Annotated in this window: 19 protein-coding genes; 4 read left to right on the top strand and 15 right to left on the bottom strand. The window is 55.9% G+C overall.

What is annotated here, in order from left to right:
• Window positions 1–134: 134 nt before the first annotated feature.
• Window positions 135–2,066, bottom strand: coding sequence for a flotillin family protein (locus AC4EYZ_RS15620; protein ID WP_474191308.1), 1,932 nt, complete (start codon window positions 2,064–2,066; stop codon window positions 135–137).
• A 23-nt stretch (window positions 2,067–2,089) separates the two neighbouring features.
• Window positions 2,090–2,722 (bottom strand): hypothetical protein, encoded by a 633-nt coding sequence (locus tag AC4EYZ_RS15615; RefSeq protein ID WP_141440584.1) that lies wholly within the window; start codon window positions 2,720–2,722, stop codon window positions 2,090–2,092.
• A 564-nt stretch (window positions 2,723–3,286) separates the two neighbouring features.
• On the opposite strand from AC4EYZ_RS15615, the gene AC4EYZ_RS15610 reads away from it, so the two are divergent.
• The gene (locus AC4EYZ_RS15610) at window positions 3,287–3,913 is read left to right on the top strand and encodes a LysE family translocator (RefSeq protein ID WP_027957055.1); all 627 of its coding nucleotides are present in this window, start codon (window positions 3,287–3,289) and stop codon (window positions 3,911–3,913) included.
• On the opposite strand, the gene AC4EYZ_RS15605 is transcribed toward AC4EYZ_RS15610, so the two are convergent.
• A complete protein-coding gene (locus tag AC4EYZ_RS15605; protein WP_035538744.1) occupies window positions 3,896–4,858 on the bottom strand; it encodes a nucleoside recognition domain-containing protein in 963 nt (320 codons plus the stop codon). The genes AC4EYZ_RS15610 and AC4EYZ_RS15605 overlap by 18 nt on opposite strands.
• A gap of 125 nt (window positions 4,859–4,983) precedes the next feature.
• Between AC4EYZ_RS15605 and AC4EYZ_RS15600 the strand changes: the two genes are divergently transcribed.
• The gene (locus AC4EYZ_RS15600) at window positions 4,984–5,442 is read left to right on the top strand and encodes an Lrp/AsnC family transcriptional regulator (RefSeq protein WP_027957057.1); all 459 of its coding nucleotides are present in this window, start codon (window positions 4,984–4,986) and stop codon (window positions 5,440–5,442) included.
• Between the two features lie 7 nt (window positions 5,443–5,449).
• On the opposite strand, the gene AC4EYZ_RS15595 is transcribed toward AC4EYZ_RS15600, so the two are convergent.
• The 3 genes from AC4EYZ_RS15595 to aptA all read right to left on the bottom strand — a co-directional run bounded on the left by AC4EYZ_RS15595 (window position 5,450) and on the right by aptA (window position 9,081).
• On the bottom strand, window positions 5,450–6,070 hold the full coding sequence (locus AC4EYZ_RS15595) for a TetR/AcrR family transcriptional regulator (protein WP_027957058.1): 621 nt from the start codon (window positions 6,068–6,070) through the stop codon (window positions 5,450–5,452).
• Window positions 6,071–6,164: 94 nt separating this feature from the next.
• Window positions 6,165–7,661 carry a CoA-acylating methylmalonate-semialdehyde dehydrogenase gene (locus AC4EYZ_RS15590; RefSeq protein ID WP_141440583.1) on the bottom strand — a complete coding sequence of 499 codons (1,497 nt, stop codon included), beginning with the start codon at window positions 7,659–7,661 and terminating at the stop codon, window positions 6,165–6,167.
• A 46-nt stretch (window positions 7,662–7,707) separates the two neighbouring features.
• Window positions 7,708–9,081 carry an omega-aminotransferase AptA gene (gene aptA / locus AC4EYZ_RS15585; RefSeq protein WP_141440582.1) on the bottom strand — a complete coding sequence of 458 codons (1,374 nt, stop codon included), beginning with the start codon at window positions 9,079–9,081 and terminating at the stop codon, window positions 7,708–7,710.
• Between the two features lie 193 nt (window positions 9,082–9,274).
• On the opposite strand from aptA, the gene AC4EYZ_RS15580 reads away from it, so the two are divergent.
• A complete protein-coding gene (locus tag AC4EYZ_RS15580) occupies window positions 9,275–10,543 on the top strand; it encodes a Zn-dependent hydrolase (RefSeq protein WP_027957061.1) in 1,269 nt (422 codons plus the stop codon).
• Between the two features lie 27 nt (window positions 10,544–10,570).
• Here AC4EYZ_RS15580 and menE read toward each other — a convergent pair whose 3' ends face one another.
• Genes menE through frdA form a run of 7 tightly spaced genes read right to left on the bottom strand, consistent with a single transcriptional unit; the run spans window position 10,571 to window position 17,189 of the window.
• A complete protein-coding gene (gene menE / locus AC4EYZ_RS15575; protein WP_027957062.1) occupies window positions 10,571–11,983 on the bottom strand; it encodes an o-succinylbenzoate--CoA ligase in 1,413 nt (470 codons plus the stop codon).
• Window positions 11,980–12,924: an o-succinylbenzoate synthase gene (gene menC / locus AC4EYZ_RS15570; RefSeq protein WP_027957063.1), complete on the bottom strand. Its 945-nt coding sequence runs from the start codon at window positions 12,922–12,924 to the stop codon at window positions 11,980–11,982. Before menC ends, menE begins: the two co-directional genes overlap by 4 nt.
• Window positions 12,924–13,784, bottom strand: a complete 861-nt coding sequence (gene menB / locus AC4EYZ_RS15565) for a 1,4-dihydroxy-2-naphthoyl-CoA synthase (protein ID WP_009285921.1) — start codon at window positions 13,782–13,784, stop codon at window positions 12,924–12,926. Before menB ends, menC begins: the two co-directional genes overlap by 1 nt.
• A 47-nt stretch (window positions 13,785–13,831) precedes the next feature.
• Window positions 13,832–14,227: a fumarate reductase subunit FrdD gene (gene frdD / locus AC4EYZ_RS15560; protein ID WP_231500587.1), complete on the bottom strand. Its 396-nt coding sequence runs from the start codon at window positions 14,225–14,227 to the stop codon at window positions 13,832–13,834.
• Between the two features lie 17 nt (window positions 14,228–14,244).
• On the bottom strand, window positions 14,245–14,640 hold the full coding sequence (locus AC4EYZ_RS15555; protein WP_027957065.1) for a succinate dehydrogenase/fumarate reductase transmembrane subunit: 396 nt from the start codon (window positions 14,638–14,640) through the stop codon (window positions 14,245–14,247).
• A gap of 12 nt (window positions 14,641–14,652) precedes the next feature.
• A complete protein-coding gene (locus AC4EYZ_RS15550; protein ID WP_009285922.1) occupies window positions 14,653–15,405 on the bottom strand; it encodes a succinate dehydrogenase/fumarate reductase iron-sulfur subunit in 753 nt (250 codons plus the stop codon).
• Window positions 15,402–17,189 carry a fumarate reductase (quinol) flavoprotein subunit gene (frdA, locus tag AC4EYZ_RS15545; RefSeq protein ID WP_022521692.1) on the bottom strand — a complete coding sequence of 596 codons (1,788 nt, stop codon included), beginning with the start codon at window positions 17,187–17,189 and terminating at the stop codon, window positions 15,402–15,404. The genes AC4EYZ_RS15550 and frdA overlap by 4 nt, the downstream gene beginning before the upstream one ends.
• Before the next feature lie 265 nt (window positions 17,190–17,454).
• Between frdA and AC4EYZ_RS15540 the strand changes: the two genes are divergently transcribed.
• Window positions 17,455–18,924: an anion permease gene (locus AC4EYZ_RS15540; RefSeq protein ID WP_027957066.1), complete on the top strand. Its 1,470-nt coding sequence runs from the start codon at window positions 17,455–17,457 to the stop codon at window positions 18,922–18,924.
• A 6-nt stretch (window positions 18,925–18,930) separates the two neighbouring features.
• Here the strand turns inward: AC4EYZ_RS15540 and menH are convergent, their stop codons facing one another.
• Together menH and menD are read right to left on the bottom strand one after the other, a co-directional pair.
• On the bottom strand, window positions 18,931–19,683 hold the full coding sequence (gene menH / locus AC4EYZ_RS15535; protein WP_027957067.1) for a 2-succinyl-6-hydroxy-2,4-cyclohexadiene-1-carboxylate synthase: 753 nt from the start codon (window positions 19,681–19,683) through the stop codon (window positions 18,931–18,933).
• Window positions 19,676–21,424, bottom strand: coding sequence for a 2-succinyl-5-enolpyruvyl-6-hydroxy-3-cyclohexene-1-carboxylic-acid synthase (menD, locus tag AC4EYZ_RS15530; RefSeq protein ID WP_490203864.1), 1,749 nt, complete (start codon window positions 21,422–21,424; stop codon window positions 19,676–19,678). Before menD ends, menH begins: the two co-directional genes overlap by 8 nt.
• Window positions 21,425–21,426: the final 2 nt, after the last annotated feature.

Raw genomic sequence — 21,426 nt, 5'->3', positions numbered from 1 at the left:
AGCAAAGACCGCAATTGGCTGACAGTTGCGGTCTTTGGCTTTTACGAAAACTGTCTGGATAGGTCACCGGCCGCTTGGCGCGACACTAATGGCAAAGGTAGGGCGGCTCTCCCCATAGAGAGCCGCCCTATCCTTTAGGCAGTTTCGGAGGATTTGCCAGAACTCATGGCACGATTTGCCAAGCCCGCAAGGGTGGCTTGCAGTGCTGGCGATTTATCGAGTACGCCTTGAACCGCTTTACCGTAGCCTAGCCCGGCGGTGAGTTTTTCAAACACATCGCTGTCGCCACCAATCAGTTCAAACTTGGCATTTTGCATCGCGGCAGCCATTACCTTGCCATTTTCGAGCATACCGATGCGCTGGGCTTCGATTTGCGCCATGACTTCTTTCTCGTGAACTTCCAGGTTCATACGGAACTCTTCGAAGTGGCGAGCCTCTTCGGACATATTGTCGTAAGCGCGCAGCTTCTCGACCAAGCCATTTGCTTCGGCTTTGGCCATTGCTTCCCGAGCCTGTGCTTTCGCAGTGCCCAGTTTTTCCTCGCCCATGGCCTCGGCTTCAAGGCGCTGTTCAAGAATACGCACTTCCGCCAGTCCGGCATCTTCGTCAGCTTTCGCATTGGCCGTTTTAACCTCGGCCTGGGCAAAGCCTTCACTACGTTGGGCGTGAGCACGCGCTTCCAACACTTGTGCTTCGGCCAGCCCATCTGCCGAGGCAAGGGCTTGATGACCGCGCGCCTGCTTCTCTTCTGCTGCGGATTTCTTCTCTGCGGCGTCCAGATCGGCTTGGGCGCGAATAACCGCCTCTTCCGCTTCCAGCTTGGAGCGCTCGAACACGGCTTCCGCTGCGCGCACTTCTTTCAGTTTGCGCTCTTCAGCTTCGGCTTGAGCAGCGGTCAAACGAGTGACCTTCTGGCGCTCCGCCTCGGCGCGGTTGCGCACATCGTTAATATTCTCTTCTTCTTCGGCCACGCTGCGCTCAACCGCAATACGCTGGCTGGTAATGTCGGCAATCTCTTTGCGCTCTTCTTCCAGCGCTTTCTCCATACCGATTCGTTCAATTTCTACCGCACGCTCACGGGTTACATCCTCAAGCTCTTTTGCCTGACGAATGCGCACCTCTTCGATCTGTACCGCACGTTCGCGGGCCTTGGTGGCCATTTCGATCTGGCGCTGCTTGTTCTCTTCAGCAATCGCCAGCTCTTCGTCGGTTTTAATCCGCGCGGCTTCGCTTTTCGCACGTTCTTGCTGAAGCACCTGCTCGGCTTCGGACTGCTCACGAGACTGCAAGCTTTCGATTTCACGACGCTGACGCGCCTCGGCATCGGCCTGAGTTCGCTCAAGTTCTAACGCTGCTTCGCGTGCGGATACATTCTTGCGCTGAATTTCCAGCTCTTGGTCGCGCTCCAGGCGGTTGGTCTCAACATTGTGTCGGGCGGTAATCTCGGTGATACATTTGATACCTTCTGAATCCAGGATATTGTTCGGATCCAGCGAGCTTTTCGGCGTTTGCTCTAAATAATCAATGGCAACGTCTTCGAGAATATAGCCATTAAGATCCTGACCAATGGTCTCAACAATGGCGTCGCGGAACTGCTGGCGCTCTTCGAAGAGCTGCATAAAGTCCATCTTTTTACCGACGGTCTTCAATGCTTCGCTGAACTTGGCGTTAAACAACTCATTAACGGCATCGCGATCGGACGCACGACCAACACCTACGGATTTAGCAACGCGCAAGACGTCTTCGGCAGTGGCATTGACGCGTAGGTAGAATGCTACGCTAATATCGGCACGCAAATTATCGCGGCAAATCAGCCCCTCTTTCCCGGTACGATTGAGCTCCAGGGTGATCACCGACACCTTCATGGTTTCGGAACGGTGAACAACGGGCAGCACCATGGCGCCAGTAAAATAAACCTTAGGAGTCGTGGAGAGGTCATTGACGATTAACGCCTGACCTTGATCTATTTTTCGATAAAAGGCTTTAAACAGTGCCAGTATTGCAAGCAGTGCAATAACAATCACACTGACACTAACCAGTAGTGGCATGATCCACGACAAATCCATCTTTATCTCCTGCACCAAGGCAATTAATCGGCTAAGCCGGCTTCAAAATCTTTTTCAGATATCACCCAATACGCATCTTCAGTAAACAGGTACTGAATAATGATGGCGCGCTCACCACGCACCAGCGCTGAGTCGCTTCGCACTTGCAAAATAAGATGGTCACCATCGATATGCGCATCGGCGCGGCCTTTCTCTTTTGTCACCTCTGCCGAGCGAACCGTGCATTGCTTACCTGTCAAACGCTGTTCAATAGGCAGGTGCTGAGCGGGGCGAAAAAGTGGCCGCATAGGGCGAATCAGCAAGGACGTGATAATAGTGGCGACAACAAACCCTAATATCAGCACGACGCCATTAAACACCCACAGCAACAGGCCTGGGTTTAGGTGTGTTCCTAACAACAGCATTGCGAAATAGCTAAACAGCCAGCCGGTTAATGCCAGCAGCGTAATCACTAGCGGCAGGGGAACGCCGTGCAAGCCCAGCGTTGCCAGTAAACCACCCAGCGCCAGCGAACCGCCTTCGCCAACATCACCCTCGACTACGTCGCTATCGACCAATCCCGATAGCGAAACTAACCAGTAAAGAACGGCGACACTTAGCAGTACTGTAAAGATGACGGTAGGAAAGCTGGTAATAATCGAAATAAATAAAGGCATGCGCCTGAAACCCAGTAAGGCTAAACACAAGCGCCATCAATACTGAATGCCGCCATGAGGGATCGCCCTTTTTCATCTTGTTGAGAAAGGGCTCTTCTATAAAAAGTCGTATTAAGTCGATGCCATTTATTGCTTAGGACTTTAACCCTGATAGCAACGCCGGGAAAAACTACAGCATCTCCTAGCAAAATCAATTCAGTCATCGATTTTTAAGAGATATCTTACAAACCCAATAGCGAATGTCTTACAAAATCCGGTATTTTGGGCAGAATTGCCTAAGATCGCTGACCGCCCTTTTGGTCGCCAGCAAAGTTTAGCTGTCACAGTACGCACGCACACTGAACGGGGAGTCTCTGTCAAAAGAGATATTAGAGGCTTGCTGAGAGTTTGAGTCGCCGACCCGACCACTTCCTGACCCGGAAACCGAAAGGACAAGTCCTATATTGCGCGAAACACATTCATTTTATTCGCCACACCTTAAATACGCTTTTTAGTCGTCTACACGGGTGTTATCCATTAGGATTAATGCGATGAGTCACTTCAACCCCGTCAGGAGATGCGCCCATGCTGCTTTCCACTTGGTTGCTTTTTGTTGCCGTGGCACTAGTCAGCATTGCCAGCCCCGGGCCCGCTTTTCTAGTCGCGGTGCGCAATGGCATGGCAGGAGGAGCCAAACGCGTGGCGCTTTCGTCGCTGGGCAATATCACTGGCCTACTCATACTGGCCAGTGCAGCAGTCTTGGGGCTGGGGGTGGTGTTGAACGCCTCGGAAGTGCTGTTCAACCTGCTTAAACTGGGCGGCGCAGCCTACTTGATCTACCTGGGCATTCGTCAGTGGCGCAGCAACACCTCCCTTGCGGTCTCAACCAGCCCGGCAAAACCCACTCCCAGATGGCGCACTGTCAGTGAAGGCATACTGGTCGCCATGAGCAACCCTAAGGCGATCCTGTTCTTCACTGCCCTGTTTCCACAGTTTCTGGATACGCAGCGCGCTTTGCTTCCTCAGTTCTCCATCATGGTAAGCACCTTCATGGCACTCTCCTTTGTCACCTTGATGACCTACGGCACCCTTGCCAAGCATCTCGCCCGCTGGCTGAGCAGTCGCTCGCGGGTGACATGGGTCAATCGCCTGATGGGCAGTGCTTTTATCGGATTGGGCCTATCCATTTTACGCTTACGGCAGCCGGTGTAGCGCCCTATTGATTGTGGCTGCGGGCCAACGGGCAATCATCGCGGTGACAATAACGGCAAAGAGTAGCCTTGCCCACAAGATGCCCGCTATATCGGCCCCGAGCATCAAGATCAGCAGCGTGTCTTCTATAACGCTATGGCAGAGGCCGAGAAAGCACAGTGCAAGCGTGCTATCACGCTTGCTAAGCACCCCGTTCTGCACATCCCGAATCAGCAGCCCTGCGCCATAGCTTAATCCCAACGTAAAACCAATCACCGTTACATTAGCTGCCGAACGGCCAATGCCTAATAGCTTGAGTAGCGGTAGCAAACCAAGATGAATCCAGCGCTCCAGGCCGAGCTTTTTCAGAAGTTTTAGGAGCACAATCAGCGCTAAAATAATCACAAAGATAAGCGCTAGCGTTTCAAGCTGTGCAATAGCCCAACTGCTTAGCGTTGGCGCTGTCGACAAGCTTGGTTGCCATACCAATGCTACTGGCGCTTGCAACAAACCAAAATACGAATAGAAGCAGTGCAAGAGCCAAGCAAGCAGCAAAGCCCCACCTACGCGCAGGACTAACGTAGCCCACCAAGGTACGCCAGCGCGCTTGGCAACGGCCCCCTCAACAGGAATTGAGTGCCCTACCAGCATTAATGCACCCAGCACTGTCACTTGCTCGACACTCAAGTGCATATCACCAGCTACTTGGAGAAATACCGCAATGGCGGTGTACAAGTTGGTAAAGAGCGCCGCCGCCCACACAACGCCCAACTGCTCGGGCAAACCGAGTATGCTCATTAAGGGAGCTAATACCGTTCCCAGCCAGCCGATAACCCCCAAGAGCTCTAATCCTTTGACGATAAGCAACGCTGGAATCAGGATTTTGAGCAGCGTCAGGTACACGCGCAGCGCGTCTTGTAATAGGTGAGTTACCCAAGCCAATAGATGATGAATTTTTATCTGCATCAAGCCCCCGTTGCCATCATTTGAACAACGGTTATGATAATGGGGCTGGCGCAGAATATTCTTTTCAATTCCGCACTAACAATCACTATTCGTTCTTTATGAGCTCAGAAAGGACATTTTATTTCATGGACGCCATTGATCGACGAATCCTTGACCAACTTCAGCGTAACTCCAGCCTGACCAACCAAGCGCTAGCGGACGAGATAGGGCTTTCACCCTCTGCCTGTTTAAAGCGCGTTAATCGATTACGCGACGCTGGAATCATTGAGCAGCAGGTAGCACTACTCAATCCTGACGCCTTGGGGCAGTGCTTGCACATGGTGGTAGAAGTCACCATGGAGCGGGATAACAAATCACTCTACCAGCGTTTTTTAACAACAGCGCTGAGCGCCCCTGAAGTGAAGCAGTGCTATCAGGTAACCGGAGAGTGTGATTTTGTATTGATCGTGACAGTCGCTGATTTAGATGAGTACGACAGCTTTTGTGATCGCGTGCTCTATGGCGACGACAACCTGCGCAAGTTCCGCACGCTACTGTCGCGTAAGCGGCATAAGTTTGATACGTCTGTGCAGCTCAGTCGTTGAATGCTGCTCACGCCGTCAATCCAATCCCGCGCAAAATCACCGAGGTCACCGACTGCACAGCCTTTTCGAACTGCAAGTCGTCCAGCGGTTGGTCGTCGTTGAGCAGGTAGATTTGGTAGTCAAAATCAGCGTAGTGCTGGGTGGAGGCCCAAATCATATAAAGAAGGTAGGAAGGCTCGACGGGGTTGATTTGACCTGACTCGACCCACTCGCGAATTTTCGACTCCTTAAGCTTGGCCCATTCGTAAAGATTGTCGCGCAGGCGCTCCTTAAGAATCGGCGCGCCCTGCATGACTTCGGCCGCCCAGACTTTCGAGCCGTGGGCGCGGTTGCGGGAGTGGTTCATCTTGGCGCGAATATAGGTGGAAAGCACGACACGAGGATCATCGTAGAGCTCGAAGCAGAGCGCGTCCTGTTTCCACACCTCGAGAAGCTCTAACAGAACATCTTGATACAGCGCATTTTTGGTCGAGAAGTAGTAGTGCACGTTGGACTTGGGGATCTCTGCCAGTTGTGCGATTTCGCCCATGGAAGCACCTGCATAGCCCTTTTCGGCAAACAACTGCTCTGCCGCCTGGAGAATCTTTTTTACGTTGGTTTGCCGAATTTCGTCCTGGGTTCTCGCCACGCTGTTCTCGTCCCTATACGTCTGAAGTACGCACCAAAAAAAGCACCATCGCAGAGCGACGGTGCTGAGAAGATGTCCTAGTTACTCTAAGACGTCAACTTTGATTGTTGGGGAACGAGAACTCGGCCCGGGTGGCCTCGCTCACCGACGGCCAGCGCTGGGAGACCGCCTTGCGGCGAGTATAGAAGCGCACCGAGTCCGGCCCGTAGGCGTGAAGATCCCCAAACAGCGAGCGCTTCCAACCACCAAAGCTGTGGTACGCCACGGGCACCGGGAGCGGCACATTCACGCCCACCATGCCAACCTCGATACCGTCGGTAAAGCGGCGGGCAGCTTCGCCATCGCGGGTAAACAGGCAAGTGCCGTTGCCATACTCGTGGTCGTTGATCAGGTGCATGGCGTCATCCAGGCTACCCACGCGCACCACGCAAAGCACCGGCCCAAAGATCTCTTCCTGGTAGATGCGCATTTCGGCGGTGACGTTATCGAACAAGCAGCCGCCCACGAAATAGCCCTCTTCATAGCCTGAGACTTGAAGGTCGCGACCATCGGCAACCAGTGTCGCGCCAGCCTTTACGCCATCTTCGATGTAGCCGAGGACTTTATCCCGGTGCTCAGCGGTCACCAGCGGCCCCATATCCAGATCCCGCTTGGTGCCGGGGCCGACTTTTAATTGAGCGATTTTAGGAAGTAGGGTTTCAACCAAACGGTCTGCGGTCTCGTCGCCCACGCATACCGCTACCGAGATCGCCATGCAGCGCTCGCCGCAACTACCAAACGCTGCGCCCATTAATGTGTTGGCGGCGTTTTCCAGGTCGGCATCCGGCAGCACCACGGCGTGGTTCTTCGCCCCACCTAACGCCTGAACGCGCTTACCCGCGGCGGAACCACGAGAGTAGATCGCCTCAGCCACTGGCGTGGAGCCGACAAAGGAAATGGCTTTAACGGCCTTGGCATCCAGCAGCGTTTCCACCGCTTCGCGACTGCCGTGGACTACATTCATTACACCTTTGGGTAGCCCCGCTTCTTGAAGCAGTTCGGCTACTGCCATGGCCGCCGAAGGGTCTTTCTCCGAAGGCTTCAATATAAACGTATTACCGCAGGCAATCGCCATGGGGTACATCCACAGCGGCACCATGGCGGGGAAGTTAAACGGGGTGATACCTGCCACCACACCCAATGGCTGGAAGTTTGACCAGGCATCAATGCCCGGCCCTACATTGTGGGAATACTCTCCTTTGAGCAGCTCTGGCACCCCACAGGCGTACTCGACGTTCTCAATGCCGCGCTTGAGTTCGCCCATGGCGTCTTCGGGAGTTTTGCCGTGCTCTTCACTGACCAGTTGCACCAAGCGGTTAGCGTTATCTTCGAGCAATTGCTTAAAGCGGTACATCACCTGGGCACGCTTGGCGGGCGGCGTATCGCGCCAGGCGGGAAACGCCTCTTGGGCGGCGGTAATGGCGCGCTCTACATCGGCGGCATTGGCATCCGCCACTTGGCGAATCACTTTGCCGATGGAGGGGTTGGTGACATCCAGCGTACGCTTACTTTCAACTAACTCGCCGTTAATCAGATGGGAAACAACACTCATATTTAAACTCTCTGAAATTTAGGTCAGTCGGTTATGCCAGCGAATCTTAGGCTAACGAATCCAGGGTGGTGGCCACGGCGTCGAACAGCCGCTCTAGCTCGGCCTCGCTGGTGCCAAAGGGAGGGCCGAATTGCAGCGTGTCGCCGCCGTAACGCACGTAGAAGCCTGCTTCCCAGAGCGCCATGTGGGCATCGCGGGGACGGATCGTTGGGTCGCCTTCCCGGGGCGTTAGCTGAATGGCACCAGCTAGGCCGTAGTTACGAATATCGACAACGTGATTGCGGCCTTTCAAGGCGTGTAGCTTCTGCTCAAAGGTAGGTGCGATGGCGCTGACCTGAGCAGGGAAGTTTTCACGCTCCATCATCTCAAGCGCCGCCAGACCCGCCGCACAGGCCACCGGATGGGCGCTGTAGGTGTAGCCATGAGGAAACTCAACGGCATGTTGGGGGCCACCGGCGTGCATAAAGGTATCGAAAATCTCGCTGGACGCGATCACCGCGCCCATGGGAATTGCGCCGTTAGTGATCTGCTTCGCCACGTTCATGATATCCGGCGTGACACCAAAGGCTTCCGCACCGGTGGTTGCTCCACTACGCCCAAAGGCGGTAATCACTTCGTCAAAAATCAGCAGGATGTCGTGGGCAGTGCAGATCTCACGCAGCCGATCCAGGTAACCTTTCGGCGGAACGATCACCCCCGCCGAGCCGGACATCGGCTCAACAATCACCGCAGCAATGGTGGAAGCATCATGTAGGGCGATTTGATCGAGCAATGCATCGGCAAGCTCGGCACCGGTTTCCGCTTGGCCACGGGTGAAGGCGTGACCCGCTTGGAGGGTGTGTGGCAGGTGGGTTACATCCATCAACTGGCCGTAGTGTTTGCGATTGCCGCCGATCCCACCCAGGCTGGTGCCGCCAATGTTTACCCCGTGGTAGCCCTTGGCGCGGCCAATCATGCGCGTTTTCTCTGGCTTACCTTTTAGCCGCCAATAAGCCTTGGCCATTTTGACCGAGGTATCTGCGGCTTCTGACCCCGAATTGGTGAAAAACACATGATCCAGTCCGGCTGGCGTAAGGCTGGCCACCTTTTCCGCCAGTTTAAACGCCAACGGATGGCCAATTTGAAAGCCAGGCGCAAAGTCGAGGCTACCTAGCTGCGCCGCTACGGTTTTTTGAATCTCTTCACGGTTGTGGCCCGCGCCGCAGGTCCATAGCCCGGAAAGTGAATCGAACAGCTTACGACCCTGGTCATCAATGTAGTAGCGCCCTTCCGCACCGGTGATCACACGCGGGTTGGCATGGAAGTCGCGGTTGGCACTAAACGGCATCCAGTAGTGCTGATTAAGTGCCGTTTTAGAAGACACCTCCTCCATAGAAGAGCTCGATGCTTCAGGCTTCGTTTTGCTTTTTATTCCAAACATGCTGTCCAGCTCCATCGCTATAAGACTTGGTCTCAGCATGCGCCAGCAAACACGTTTATAAAATTATGCTTTTCTTTTGTTCACGTTAGAGAATCTATACGTAACGTCGGCTTTTTTATCTCTACTCTAGCAATGAGCCAAACAATAATCGGGGAGTCGCCAGCTTCCTCCGTGCTCAATAAAAGGAAGTCATATGAACTCGTTTGCTGAACCGAAAATCGCTACAGCTGATTTGCGCACTGACAGTGACCGCCTCTGGGAAGCACTAATGGAGATGGCCAAACTAGGCGCCACCCCTAAGGGCGGCGTTAATCGCCAGGCGCTTACCGATTTAGAACGCCAGGGACGTGACCTATTTATCCAGTGGTGCCGTGCCGAGGGCTGCACTATTCGCATTGATAATATCGGCAATATCTTTGCCCGTAGGGAAGGCAGCGATCCAACCGCCAAAACCGTTATGGCCGGTAGCCATCTTGATAGTCAGCCTACCGGTGGCAAGTACGACGGTTGCTTCGGCGTGCTCTCTGGCCTGGAAGTGATCCGCACCCTTAACCAGCACAACATCACCACGCAATCCCCAATCGAAGTCGTAGCCTGGACTAACGAAGAGGGCTGCCGTTTTCCGCCCTGCATGATGGGTTCCGGCGTATTTACCGGCGAGCTGGAATTTGATGCCATGATGGCGCGCACCGACGCCGATGGCGTCACGGTAAGCGATGCCCTGGACGCCATTCACTACCGTGGCAGCGACAGCGTCTCGCCAGATGAGATCAAAGCTTACTTTGAACCACACATTGAGCAGGGCCCGATTTTGGAAGATACCGACACCACTATTGGTGTGGTTATCGGCGGACTTGGGCAGAAGTGGTTCGACTTAACGCTGACTGGACTTGAAGCCCACGCAGGCCCTACACCGATGAACCTACGTCGGGATGCCATGATGGGCGCAGCCGAAGTCACCCAAGCGCTCAACCGTATCGCCTTTGAACATCAGCCCCACGGCCGTGGCACAGTGGGCTGTATGACGCTGCACCCCGGTTCACGTAACGTGATTCCCGGCCAGGTTAAAATGACTCTGGATATGCGCCACTGGGAGCCTGAAGCCCTTATCGCAATGGGCAAGGCGGTGGCCGCCGCCGTGGAAGACATTTGCCAACGCCACGGGCTGGCATATGAATTAACGCCCACAGCGGATTTTGCCCCGGAACACTTCAACAAAGAATGTGTTGATGCGGTGCGTGAAGGAGCGAAGAAGCTCGGCCTATCACACATGGATATCATCAGCGGCGCGGGCCACGATGCAATGTTTGTGGGCCGCGTAGCCCCCGCGGCAATGATCTTTATTCCCTGCAAGGACGGCATTAGCCACAACGAGATCGAAAGCGCCACGCCGGAACACATTCATGCAGGCTGTAACGTTCTGCTCCACGCCATGCTGGACGCTGCTGGCCTAGCGGAATAGGTATTAAGTCACCAATGGGTTGCGCCGCTAAACGGTAAAATTCACGCGTGCCCGCGCCAGCTCAGCAAACCGCGTGCGGGAGGGTTTAAAGCCCACTCCTGGCGGCCAGGCTAGCCAGGCGTCGGGCACCATAAAGCCGGGCAGTGCCTCACGCACCCAGGTGTTTAGCGCCTGCTCTTGGACGGCCTCACCGTGCCAATCGATAAACGCCACCGGGCGCTCGCCCCACTCGGGGTGGGGCACTGCTACAACCAACGCCTGGGCAACGCCAGGGTGATCAACCAAGCGCTGCTCAATAGCTTCTGGCTGAATATTCTCACCGCCGGAGATAAAACCGTTATCGAGCCGCCCTTCCACCACCAACGCGCCTTCCGAAGTGAAGTGTCCTTTGTCACGGGTAGCAAACCAGCCTTCGTTATTGAGACCTGGATTCATTTTGCCGTTATTCAAATAGCCGCAGAACAGAGTCTCGCCGCGTACCTGTATCTCACCCTCGACTATTCTGACCTCACGACCTGGCAGCGGCTTACCGACGACGCCCGGAGCGGTGGGTATGCCAGTGCATACCTGGCTGGCCATCTCGGACAGCCCATAGCTAACCTTCGGCGTCAGCCCCAGTGATGTCATCTTCGCCACCAGCGGTGCTGGAATCGCCGCACCGCCTAGTAACAGCTCACGTAGTTGGGTGCGCTGGGGCGTAAAGCCCGCTTTCAGCAGCCGCCAAAGCTGGGTAGGCACCAGGGAAAGATGGCTAATCGCCTGCTGCTCAAGGCGCTCCGCCAGCGTATCGGGAGCATCGTCGAGGATCACCCGCCCACCGGCGAGAAAGACGCGAAACGGGATCGCATAGCCGCCGATATGAAACAGCGGCAGCGACAGTAGCCAACCGCTGTTCTGATCAACGGGAATCAGCGACGCCGAACCGCGGGCGGAGGCTAAATGATTGGCCACACGATGTAGCACCGCCTTGGGCGTACCGCTGGAACCAGAGGTGAAAATGGTGTTACACAGCTGGCTGCCATCGAGCGCTGGCGACTCACCTGAGCCAGCTTCCGCCAGGAAATCCAGGGTGATCGGCGTTAGCGGTGAAGAGGTTAGCTGTGAAGAGTAATCATTGTCACTTTCCGTTTGGCAGACGCGGCCAGCCTGCAAGCGCTCAGCTAAATTGAGCTGCTGGGTAACAGGGAATGCTGGGTTAAACGGGCAGAAAACAACCCCAACCCGCAGACAGGCCCACGCCAGCAGCAAGGATTTAAGCGAGCCTTTGGCGGGCACCACTAAGCGATCACCGGGCACAAAACCTGCGCGCTTCAGTTGCTGCGTTAAAGACGCCACCCGGCGATTAAGCGTTCGGTAGCTAAGACACACGGAGCCAGCCTCTACCGCAATATGCTCAGGGGTCTCTTTGGCCCAGTAGTGAATGGGGCAGGTATCTATCACGCTAAATTTTCCATTTTAGAAAGACAGTGCACGTTTTCTGTCATCACCTCACCCGCTAGATTAGTCACACGTCCGGCAAGCCAATGGCCGGTATCCAACCCAGGCGGCTCATCAGGCGCCCACTCGCTTGCCAGGCGGGCAAGCTGCACAAGGCCTAGACCGGATTCAAAGCTGGAGGAGACCACCACGCGAAGATTACCCGCCCGTGCCCGTTGAACGAGTGCTTCGCAGTCGCTTAGCGAGCCGATTAGCGTGGGTTTGATTACCAAGGCTTTGAGCTGTGGGTGGCAGTACCACTCTTCCCGGCGGGATAGCGTTTCATCCAGGGCAATGGCCCCCCCCGTTGCTTCTGCCACGGCGATGGTGTCAGCAAAGGCAGCGCAGGGCTCTTCCAGGTAGTCGATCTGTTTAAGGGGGAGGCGCTCACAGAAGCGCTGGGCATCTTCCCGCGTCCAGCCGCCGTTGGCATCCAAAATCAGCTTGGTGGTGGGCAGCCGAGCGGCAAGTTGTTCAATCAGCGCCAGCTCCTCCTCCATAGCATGGCGTGCCACTTTCAGCTTGAGCCGAGACGGTAGCGAGGCTTGCCAATCGGTGGTTGAAAGAGACTGGATCAGCGCGGCAGGTGCACCCTGGAGCAGTGGGTAGGGCGGCAAAGGCTCAGGAAGATTGAGTGGCCAAGAGCGTTGGACGCAGTCAAACCCAAACTGCACCGATGGCAGCGTTGGGGAGACTATTTCGCCTCGGCTCAAAGCAGCCAAACAAGCCAGACTTTCGGCTTCAGCTTCCGCCAGGGTTTCCGTTGAGAAGCCAGGTAGCGGGGCAATCTCGCCCCACTGCCCGTTAATGGAAACTAACAGCCCTTCTCTGTTCGCCAACCGCTCTCTTTTAAACATTAGCGGCTGACGGAACGGGAGGGAGTAGCGGTAAAGCGCCAGCTGCATTACGGGTTACGCGGGTAGCGGGAAAAATCCGGGCGGCGCTTTTCGTTAAAGGCGTTACGCCCTTCCTGCCCCTCTTCGGTCATGTAGTAGAGCATGGTGGCGTTACCCGCCAGCTCTTGAAGCCCGGCCTGTCCGTCACAATCGGCATTGAGTGCAGCTTTCAGGCAACGCAGTGCCATAGGGCTATGCTGCAGCATCTCGCGGCACCAACGCACACTCTCTTTTTCTAGCTCGTCTAGCGGCACCACGTGGTTGACTAGCCCCATTTCCAGCGCTTGGGCGGCGCTGTACTGGCGGCACAGGAACCAGATTTCCCGGGCCTTTTTCTGACCCACAATGCGCGCCATATACGAGGCGCCGTAGCCGCCATCAAAAGAGCCGACTTTAGGGCCGGTTTGGCCGAAGACAGCGTTCTCGGCGGCAATGGTCAGGTCGCACATTAGATGCAGCACGTGGCCGCCGCCGATAGCGTAGCCCGCCACCATCGCCACTACTGGTTTGGGGCAGGTGCGAATATCGCGCTGGAAATCCAGCACGTTGAGGTGGTGGGTGCCCTCTTCATCCTGGTAGCCGCCATAGTCACCGCGAATGCGCTGGTCACCGCCGGCACAGAACGCTTTGTCGCCTGCGCCAGTGAGCAGAATGGCGCCTATAGAGCTGTCGTGGCGGGCGCGATTCAGCGCTTGGGCCATCTCGCTAACCGTCAGCGGGCGAAAGGCGTTGCGCACCTCGGGCCGGTTGATGGTGATGCGCGCAATGCCATCGGCAGTGGTGTGGTACAAAATATCCTGATAGCCATCGGAGCGATCCTGCCACTCTACCGGCGCATAGAGTTCCGTTTCAGTGAGTCCGTTAATCATGCCTATCTCTTCTTATCTGTTGGGGCGAAATGCTGACAGCGAGCCGTTTAACCCAGCATACCTGCGACGACTAGACCCAGCGCCACAATGCTTACCAGCGCAGCACCACCGTACATTAGCTTTTTGTTGAGTGCGTCATTGCCCACGCTGATATCAAACATCCCATGGCGCAGGCGGTGGGCGGCATGAAAAAGCGGCAAGCAAACTACCGCCCCCACAAACAGAAAGCCCGGTACACTGAACAGCAGTGCCGATGCCCGCTCATAGCTCAGCACCTCGGCGGGCAGCAGGCCAAGGGGCAGTAGAACGGCGATAAATAGAATCACGGCAGGCAGAAAGACGGCAAAACAGACGCCACCCGCGCTAAACAGCCCCCACCAGAGCGGCTCATCAAAGGCTTGTTTATGCTGAGCGCTGTTTTTGCCCATGCTTGGTTTATTCATGGCTAGTTTTTCCATAATTACGCCCTCCCGAATAGCCAGAAAAACAGCAGTGCGACCGCCACTACCCCTGCCCACTGCCCGGCAACAATAGCCTGATCAGGCAGGCTATGCCCGGCGATACGCAGCGGCATTACCCGTGGGAACAGCACAAAGAAGGTGGCGGCGTGAAACAGGCTGGCGGCCAGCGCTAGAAGATTCAGCACTAATACGATGGGGGAGCCCATAAAGGCGATCCACCCCTGCCAGCTTTCTGCCCCTTGAAGAAGAGCAACCATACCGGCGAGTAAGCAGAGCGTGAAAAACACCAGCGGCAGCACAGTGGCTTCGCGCAGCATGTAGAGTTTAAAAAAGCGGTGTTTCAGCCACCAGTTGCGTTTCAGTGGCGGCAGGCGTTGCGATGATGATTTATCCATGACGTTCCTCCCCTACCCTTTAAACAGCGCAATGAGTGTGTGTTTGGCCGCTTCGACCTTGCCCTGATTGACCGCAGCGGCGGGGTCAACGTGTTTGGGGCATACCTTGGAGCAGAAGCCCACAAAGGTGCAGCTCCAAACGCCTTCGTGGCGGTTAAGTTCGGCCATGCGCTGCTTCTTGCCGTGGTCGCGGCTATCCAGATTGTAGCGGTGGGCCAGCGTTAGCGCCGCCGGGCCAAGGAACTCAGGATTCAAGCCAAACTGCGGGCAGGCCGAGTAGCAGAGGCCACAATTAATGCAGTTAGCGAACTGCTTATAGCGGGCGAGCTGCTCAGGGGACTGCTGATAGGTTTCCGGCGCCTGGGGGTCATACGGTTTTACCGGGTTGTCATCAATCAGGTAGGGCTTAACCGCGGCCAGGTGCTCAAGGAATATCTCCATATCCACCACCAAATCCCGCTGCACCGGGAAGTGGGATAGCGGCTCGATGCGGATCTCGCCTTCATAATCGCGCAGGAAGGTTTTGCAGCCGAGCTTGGGAATGCCATTCACCATGACCCCGCAGGAGCCGCAAATCGCCATCCGGCACGACCAGCGGTAGCTCAGCGTGCTATCGAGCTGTTCTTTAATGTGGTTGAGGGCATCCAGCAAAGAGGTGCTGTCGTCCACCGGCAGTTCGTACTGCTGCCAGTAGGACTCAGCCGAACTGTCTGGCAAATAGCGTTTAACGCTGATTTGTTTGGTGCTGATCTGCTGGGTGTTCATGCCTTGCCCCCCTTGCCCGCATCGCCATAAGCCCGCTCCGCCGGGGCGGAAAACCGCACATCGACATCCTGCCAGTGTAGCTCGGCATGGGCATCGCCTTGATAAAACACTTGGCTGTGCTTGAGGTAGTTAACGTCGTCGCGTTTCTGCATACCTTCATCCAGGCGCTGATGGGCACCACGGGATTCACGACGCTCAAGCGCCCCTAAGCAAGAGGCTTCGGCAATATCCAGGCCACACTCCAGTTCAAGACATTCCAGTAGCTCGGTATTGAATATCTTGCTGGTATCATTAACGCGAACCTTATTAAAGCGCTCACGTAGCTGACGCATGGTATCCAGCGAATGGCGCATGCCCTCTTCAGTGCGGTAAATACCGCAGCCACTCTCCATGGCTTGCACCATGGCGTGCTTGAGTGCTACCCAATTCTCTGCCCCCTCGGTTCCGTCACAGAGCCGCAACAGCTTGGCTTGTTGGCGATCGCCCTGGGCTTCCAGCAAGCGCTCATCAGCCCACTCGGTTTTGGCCGCTCGCTGGCTCGCTTGTTCACCGGCTAAGCGGCCAAATACCAGCAGCTCGGTCAGCGAGTTGGAGCCCAGGCGGTTGGCACCGTGCAAACCAACTGAAGCACACTCCCCGGCGGCGTAAAGCCCGGCAATGGAGGTTTCGCACTGAGGGTCGGTCTCAATCCCACCCATGGTGTAGTGAACCGCCGGGCGAATGGGAATGGGGTCTTTCACCGGATCAACATTGATATAGGATTTAGCCAGTTCACAGATAAACGGTAGGCGCTCCAGAATGTACTTTTCACCCAAGTGGCGCAGGTCGAGATAGACCACATCGCTGTCGCCAAACTTGCCGGTGCGGCCCGCCTGCTGCTCTTGCCAGAAGGCCTGGGAGAGTTTGTCCCGTGGCCCCAGTTCCATATATTTGTTTTCCGGCTTGCCAAGCGGAGTTTCTGGGCCCAGGCCGTAATCCTGCAGATAGCGGTAGCCCTCTTTATTGAGCAGAATGCCGCCTTCGCCCCGGCACGCTTCGGTAATCAAAATGCCAGAACCGGGCAGGCCGGTGGGGTGGTACTGGACAAACTCCATATCCCGCAACGCCACACCGTGACGATAGGCCATCGCCATGCCGTCGCCGGTGACAATTCCCGCGTTGGTATTGAAGCGGAACAAGCGCCCTGCGCCGCCGGTAGCGAGAATCACCGCTTTAGCGCGCAGCAGGGTCAGTTCACCGGTAGCGATCTGCAGGGCTATAACGCCAATAACCGCACCTTCGTGTACCGCCAGATCGAGCACAAAGAACTCATCAAAACGCTCAATCTCTGGGTACTTCAGCGAGGTCTGAAACAGGGTGTGGAGCATATGAAAGCCGGTTTTGTCGGCCGCAAACCAGGTGCGTGCGGTTTTCATGCCCCCGAAGCGGCGCACCTGCACTTGGCCATCGCCTTTACGGCTCCAGGGGCAGCCCCAGCGCTCCATCTGCACCAATTCTTGATAAGCGTGATGAACAAAGTAGTCGACGACGCCCTGCTCAACCAGCCAGTCACCGCCTGACACCGTGTCGTCGAAATGCGCTTGGTGGGAATCTTCGGCACTGGTGACGGCGGCAGCGCCACCTTCAGCCGCCACGGTATGGGAACGCATGGGGTAAACCTTGGACAGCAGCGCTATGCGCTGGGGAGTGCCCTGCTCTTTGGCCTGCTCGGCAGCCCCGATAGCAGCGCGTAAGCCTGCACCACCCCCACCAACAATGACGATATCAAAATCTCGCTGTTGCATGAAAAGCCCCTTCATTAGCCAAGTCAAAGGTGGTACTGGCGGCAATCTGCGCTGCCGTCTTGTCTATTCGAACTTACCATACAAGGGGAAGGCCCTGTTCATTAGTCCAAAGGACTATTGATGTACATCAAGAAAGGGAGGAATCGAGCTAGCATCACTTTTACCCTAGTGCTGCACCGCCTACTCTTCAAATCACTCACTGCCGGGCAGACCACTGCCCACCAAGCAAAAAGAGCACACTACCAACACTGAAGAGAGGTGCCGCATGACGACCGATGCTCAACCCTCACCGCGATGGAAACTGTTAGCGCCGCTAGCAGTTGCTATCATCGTCGCGCTGATACCCACTCCCCTGGGGCTTGCGCCTCATGCGTGGTACTTTTTCGCCATTTTCCTCGGCTGTGTGGTTGGCCTTATTCTTGAACCATTGCCGGGCGCAGTGGTGGGCCTGGTCGGCGTTACCCTGGTGGCACTACTTTCCCGGTGGGTGCTGTTCTCTCCGGAGCAACTGGCGACTGACGGATTCAGTGCTGCTAACCAGGCATTCTCATGGGCGGTGTCGGGCTTTACCAATTCCACCGTATGGCTGATTTTCGGCGCATTTATGTTTGCCTTGGGGTATGAAAAAACCGGACTCGGCAGGCGAATATCGCTTTGGCTGGTCAAGGCAATGGGAAAACGTACGTTGACTCTTGGCTACGCGGTGATGATTGCCGATGGCATTCTGGCGCCGTTTACGCCCTCGAACACCGCACGTAGCGCAGGCACGATCTACCCCGTGATTCGCAACCTGCCGCCGCTTTACGATTCGCACCCCAATGACCCCAGCATGAAGCGCATGGGCAGCTTTTTGATGTGGACCGCGCTGGCTTCCACCTGTGTGACCAGTTCGCTATTTTTGACCGCTCTGGCGCCCAATCTATTGGCGATCGCGCTAACCGAGAGCGCGACAGGTATTCATATCAACTGGGGGCAGTGGTTTATGGCAGTAGCACCTGTCGGCATTCTGCTGCTCCTGCTGGTGCCGCTGCTGAGCTACTGGCTATGCGCGCCCGAAGTGAAAGCGGGGAATGAAATCTCCGACTGGGCGGGGCAAGAGTTAACCAAGCTGGGAGCACTGACCCGCCATGAAATAATGCTGGTCATTATGGTGGTCACCGCCCTGCTGCTATGGATTTTTGCGGGCGATATTATCTCTGGGTCGCTGGTAGGCTTGGTGGTGATCTGCGGCATGCTGTTAACCGGCATTGTGACCTGGAGCGATATTCTCGATAACCGAGCAGCCTGGAATACCTTTGTATGGTTTGCCACCCTGGTGGCACTAGCGGGCGGGCTCAGCCAAGTCGGCTTCGTTAACTGGTTTGGCAATGTGGTTGGCGGGCAAATAAGCCACTTCAACCCCCTAATGGCCATGGTGGCGCTGGTGGTCATTTTCTATCTACTGCACTACTTCTTTGCCAGTGTTACTGCCCACGTTACCGCCTTGCTACCGGTGATTCTGGCAGCGGCATCAGGCATTGCCGGTCTGGATATGCAGATGTTTGTTCTGCTACTGCTACCCACACTTGGCTTTATGGGCATTCTGACCCCCTACGGCACAGGGCCAAGCCCGGTTTACTACGGCAGCGGCTACCTGCCCAGCGCGCTCTTTTGGCGCCTAGGGGCGGTCTTCGGGCTGCTATTCCTAGTGGTTTGGCTGGTGGTCGGCCTGCCCTGGTTAATGGTGATCAGCTGATAAACATTAGCCTAGCGTGCGATACCAGGCATTGAGCTGCTGAGCAATCATCTCAGGTTGCTCAGCATGAAGATTGTGGCCCCCTTCCAGCGTGATATGGCGCAGGCGCGGGGCCATTGTTGCCAGATGAGACGCCAGAGTGTGGAACTTGATGTCCCGCTGCCCCGAAAAGTACCCCACCGGTAGCGAGGTGCTTTCCAGCCACTGCCAAAGCGTAGGCTGTTGACCCAAGGAAGTTGATTGCAGCATGCTGGCAATAGTTGGCCCATGATTCGCTAGCCGACGTTGAATCTGCCGACCGCGCTGAACCTCGGTTAAGTCGGCGAACACCGGCTGCTGGTACCAGTCGGCAAGTACGTTTTCCAATGGTTCCTGCTCGAAGCGTGTTGCCCAGTGCTCATCGTGATCAATTCGGGCAGAACGCTCACTGGCGGGCAATCCTGGGTGAGCACTTTCCAGCCAGAGTGCTTCCAGCCCCGGTGGCTGACGGCTGGCATGATACAGCGCCAAGCGCCCGCCCAGGGAATAACCCAGCAGGCAGTAACGGCGAACACCGTGAGTTATCAGCGTATCGCCAAGCCAGTGGTGAAAAGCCTCAAAAGAGCCTACCTGCACGTGGTGATTCTCACCGTGGCCGGGTAAATCCAGCGCGAGGCAGCGGATGCCTTCCAAGCCAGCGATGATCTCACCCCAGTCCTGAGCATCGCCCAACAGACCGTGGAGCATTACCAGAGTCGGCGCCTGAGGTTTACTACTCACGCGGCTCCCCTCGAATCGCTGCGCCAAGATGCTTGAGATCATCAGCTACTTGCTGATGGGGCACGTTAATCTCGATCAAGGTAACGCCCGCCTGCAGGGCCTGAGTGTAGGCCGCCATAAAGGCATCCAGTGACTCTGGCGCGAAGTAGCCAAGTCCAAACATCTTCGCCGCATGCTCGAAGTGTAAGCCATGGGGCTGGCGATAATAGCGCTCCAGCAGATCGTCTTCTTTAGGCACCGGCAGCATATGGAAAATACTGCCACCATCGTTATTGAGGATAACCACCACCAGAGGCTGCGTGGCCTGCTTTAACAGCGCCAAGCTGTTGAGATCATGCAGTGCGCTGGTATCCCCCAGCACAATAGTAGTCGGCTCTGAGCATGTGCAACTGAGGCCGTAAGCCGTGGCAATAAGACCATCAATACCGGAAGCCCCGCGATTGGCAAATACCCGTACCGGCGTTTGGCGATGCGTACCCAGCATATTCATTAGCCGCGCGGGCAGGCTATTGCCTATAAACAACTGCCCTTCAGCCACCTGCGCTAAAAGGTGACAAACTCCCACCTCTGAGAATGCTGTACAGCGCTCTTCCACAAGCTGACTAGTGCGTCGTTGGAGGCTGGCCAGCTGATGGCAGGGAGGTTGTTCAGGTATCGTTGGCAAAGCGGCTATAAAGTCGGCGGGCGAGCATATCAAACGGCGCTTAACACAGTAGTCGGGATCCAACCGCTGGGGCAGCGGATCAACCAACCAGGCATCCTGCCACGGTTGTTGGGCAATAAATTGCGTTAGCCGTTTCGAAATTAACCGACCACCAAACTGCAGCAGTACCTCGGCTTTGGCGAGTTCAGCGCAGAAACGCTCATCATGCAGCGCTAGATCAAAGTGAATCAGATTTTGAGGGTCAAAATGAATTTGGCTCTGTATGTCGGCCAGTAGCGGCCAACCCAACTGCTTGGATAGCTCAACAATCTGCTGCGCCTGCTGGGAGTCATCAACCCTGCCAACCACAATCAGGCCACGCTGCTGGGCAAACGTTACCCACTCGTTGTTGAGCGCTGGAACCGCAGTACTGAATGACCAATCACTCCACGGTTTTGAAGTCGTCAGCCAGTCCCTTAGCGGGGCGAGATAATCACCGGTATCCACCAGGCAGTTGCCGGGGTAAAGCGGTTCGCGATAACGGCAATTAATGTGAATCGGCCCGGGCATACGGCGTTGCTGATCAACAGCTTGATCAACAGTACTGAGTAGAAACGCTGCTTTTATCTCAGCATCCGGCGGCGGCAGGTCGTGGTGAACAATGGTGTGGCGGGAGAAAATATCCCGTTGGTCAATCGCCTGATTGCTGCCGTTACCCAGCAGTTCAATGGGGCGGTCGGCAGAGAGTACAATAAGCGGGACGCCGAGCAATTTGGCTTCCACCACCGCCGGGTAAAGGTTGGCCACGGCGGTGCCTGAGGTAGTGATAATAACGACCGGGTGCTGACTGCCCCGGGCAATGCCCAGCGCCATAAACCCCAGTCCACGCTCGTCAAAATGGCAGTGGCAGCGCAGCCCGGCATGCTCGCTGGCGGACATAGTCAAAGGCGATGAACGGGAGCCCGGCGCCAGCACTGCGTCGCGCACGCCTAAGCGGTAGAGTTCCTCCAGCATTAGTGCCGCCCATACATGATTAAAGGTGGCGTACTCTTCCATAAAACCACTCTTCACAAAACCGTCCGATGTCAGTGCTGTCATCT

Source organism: Vreelandella sp. 162(4c) (assembly GCF_058152265.1).
The sequence above is the reverse complement of the archived record's forward strand: the minus strand, read 5'-3'. Positions and strand labels throughout refer to the sequence as shown.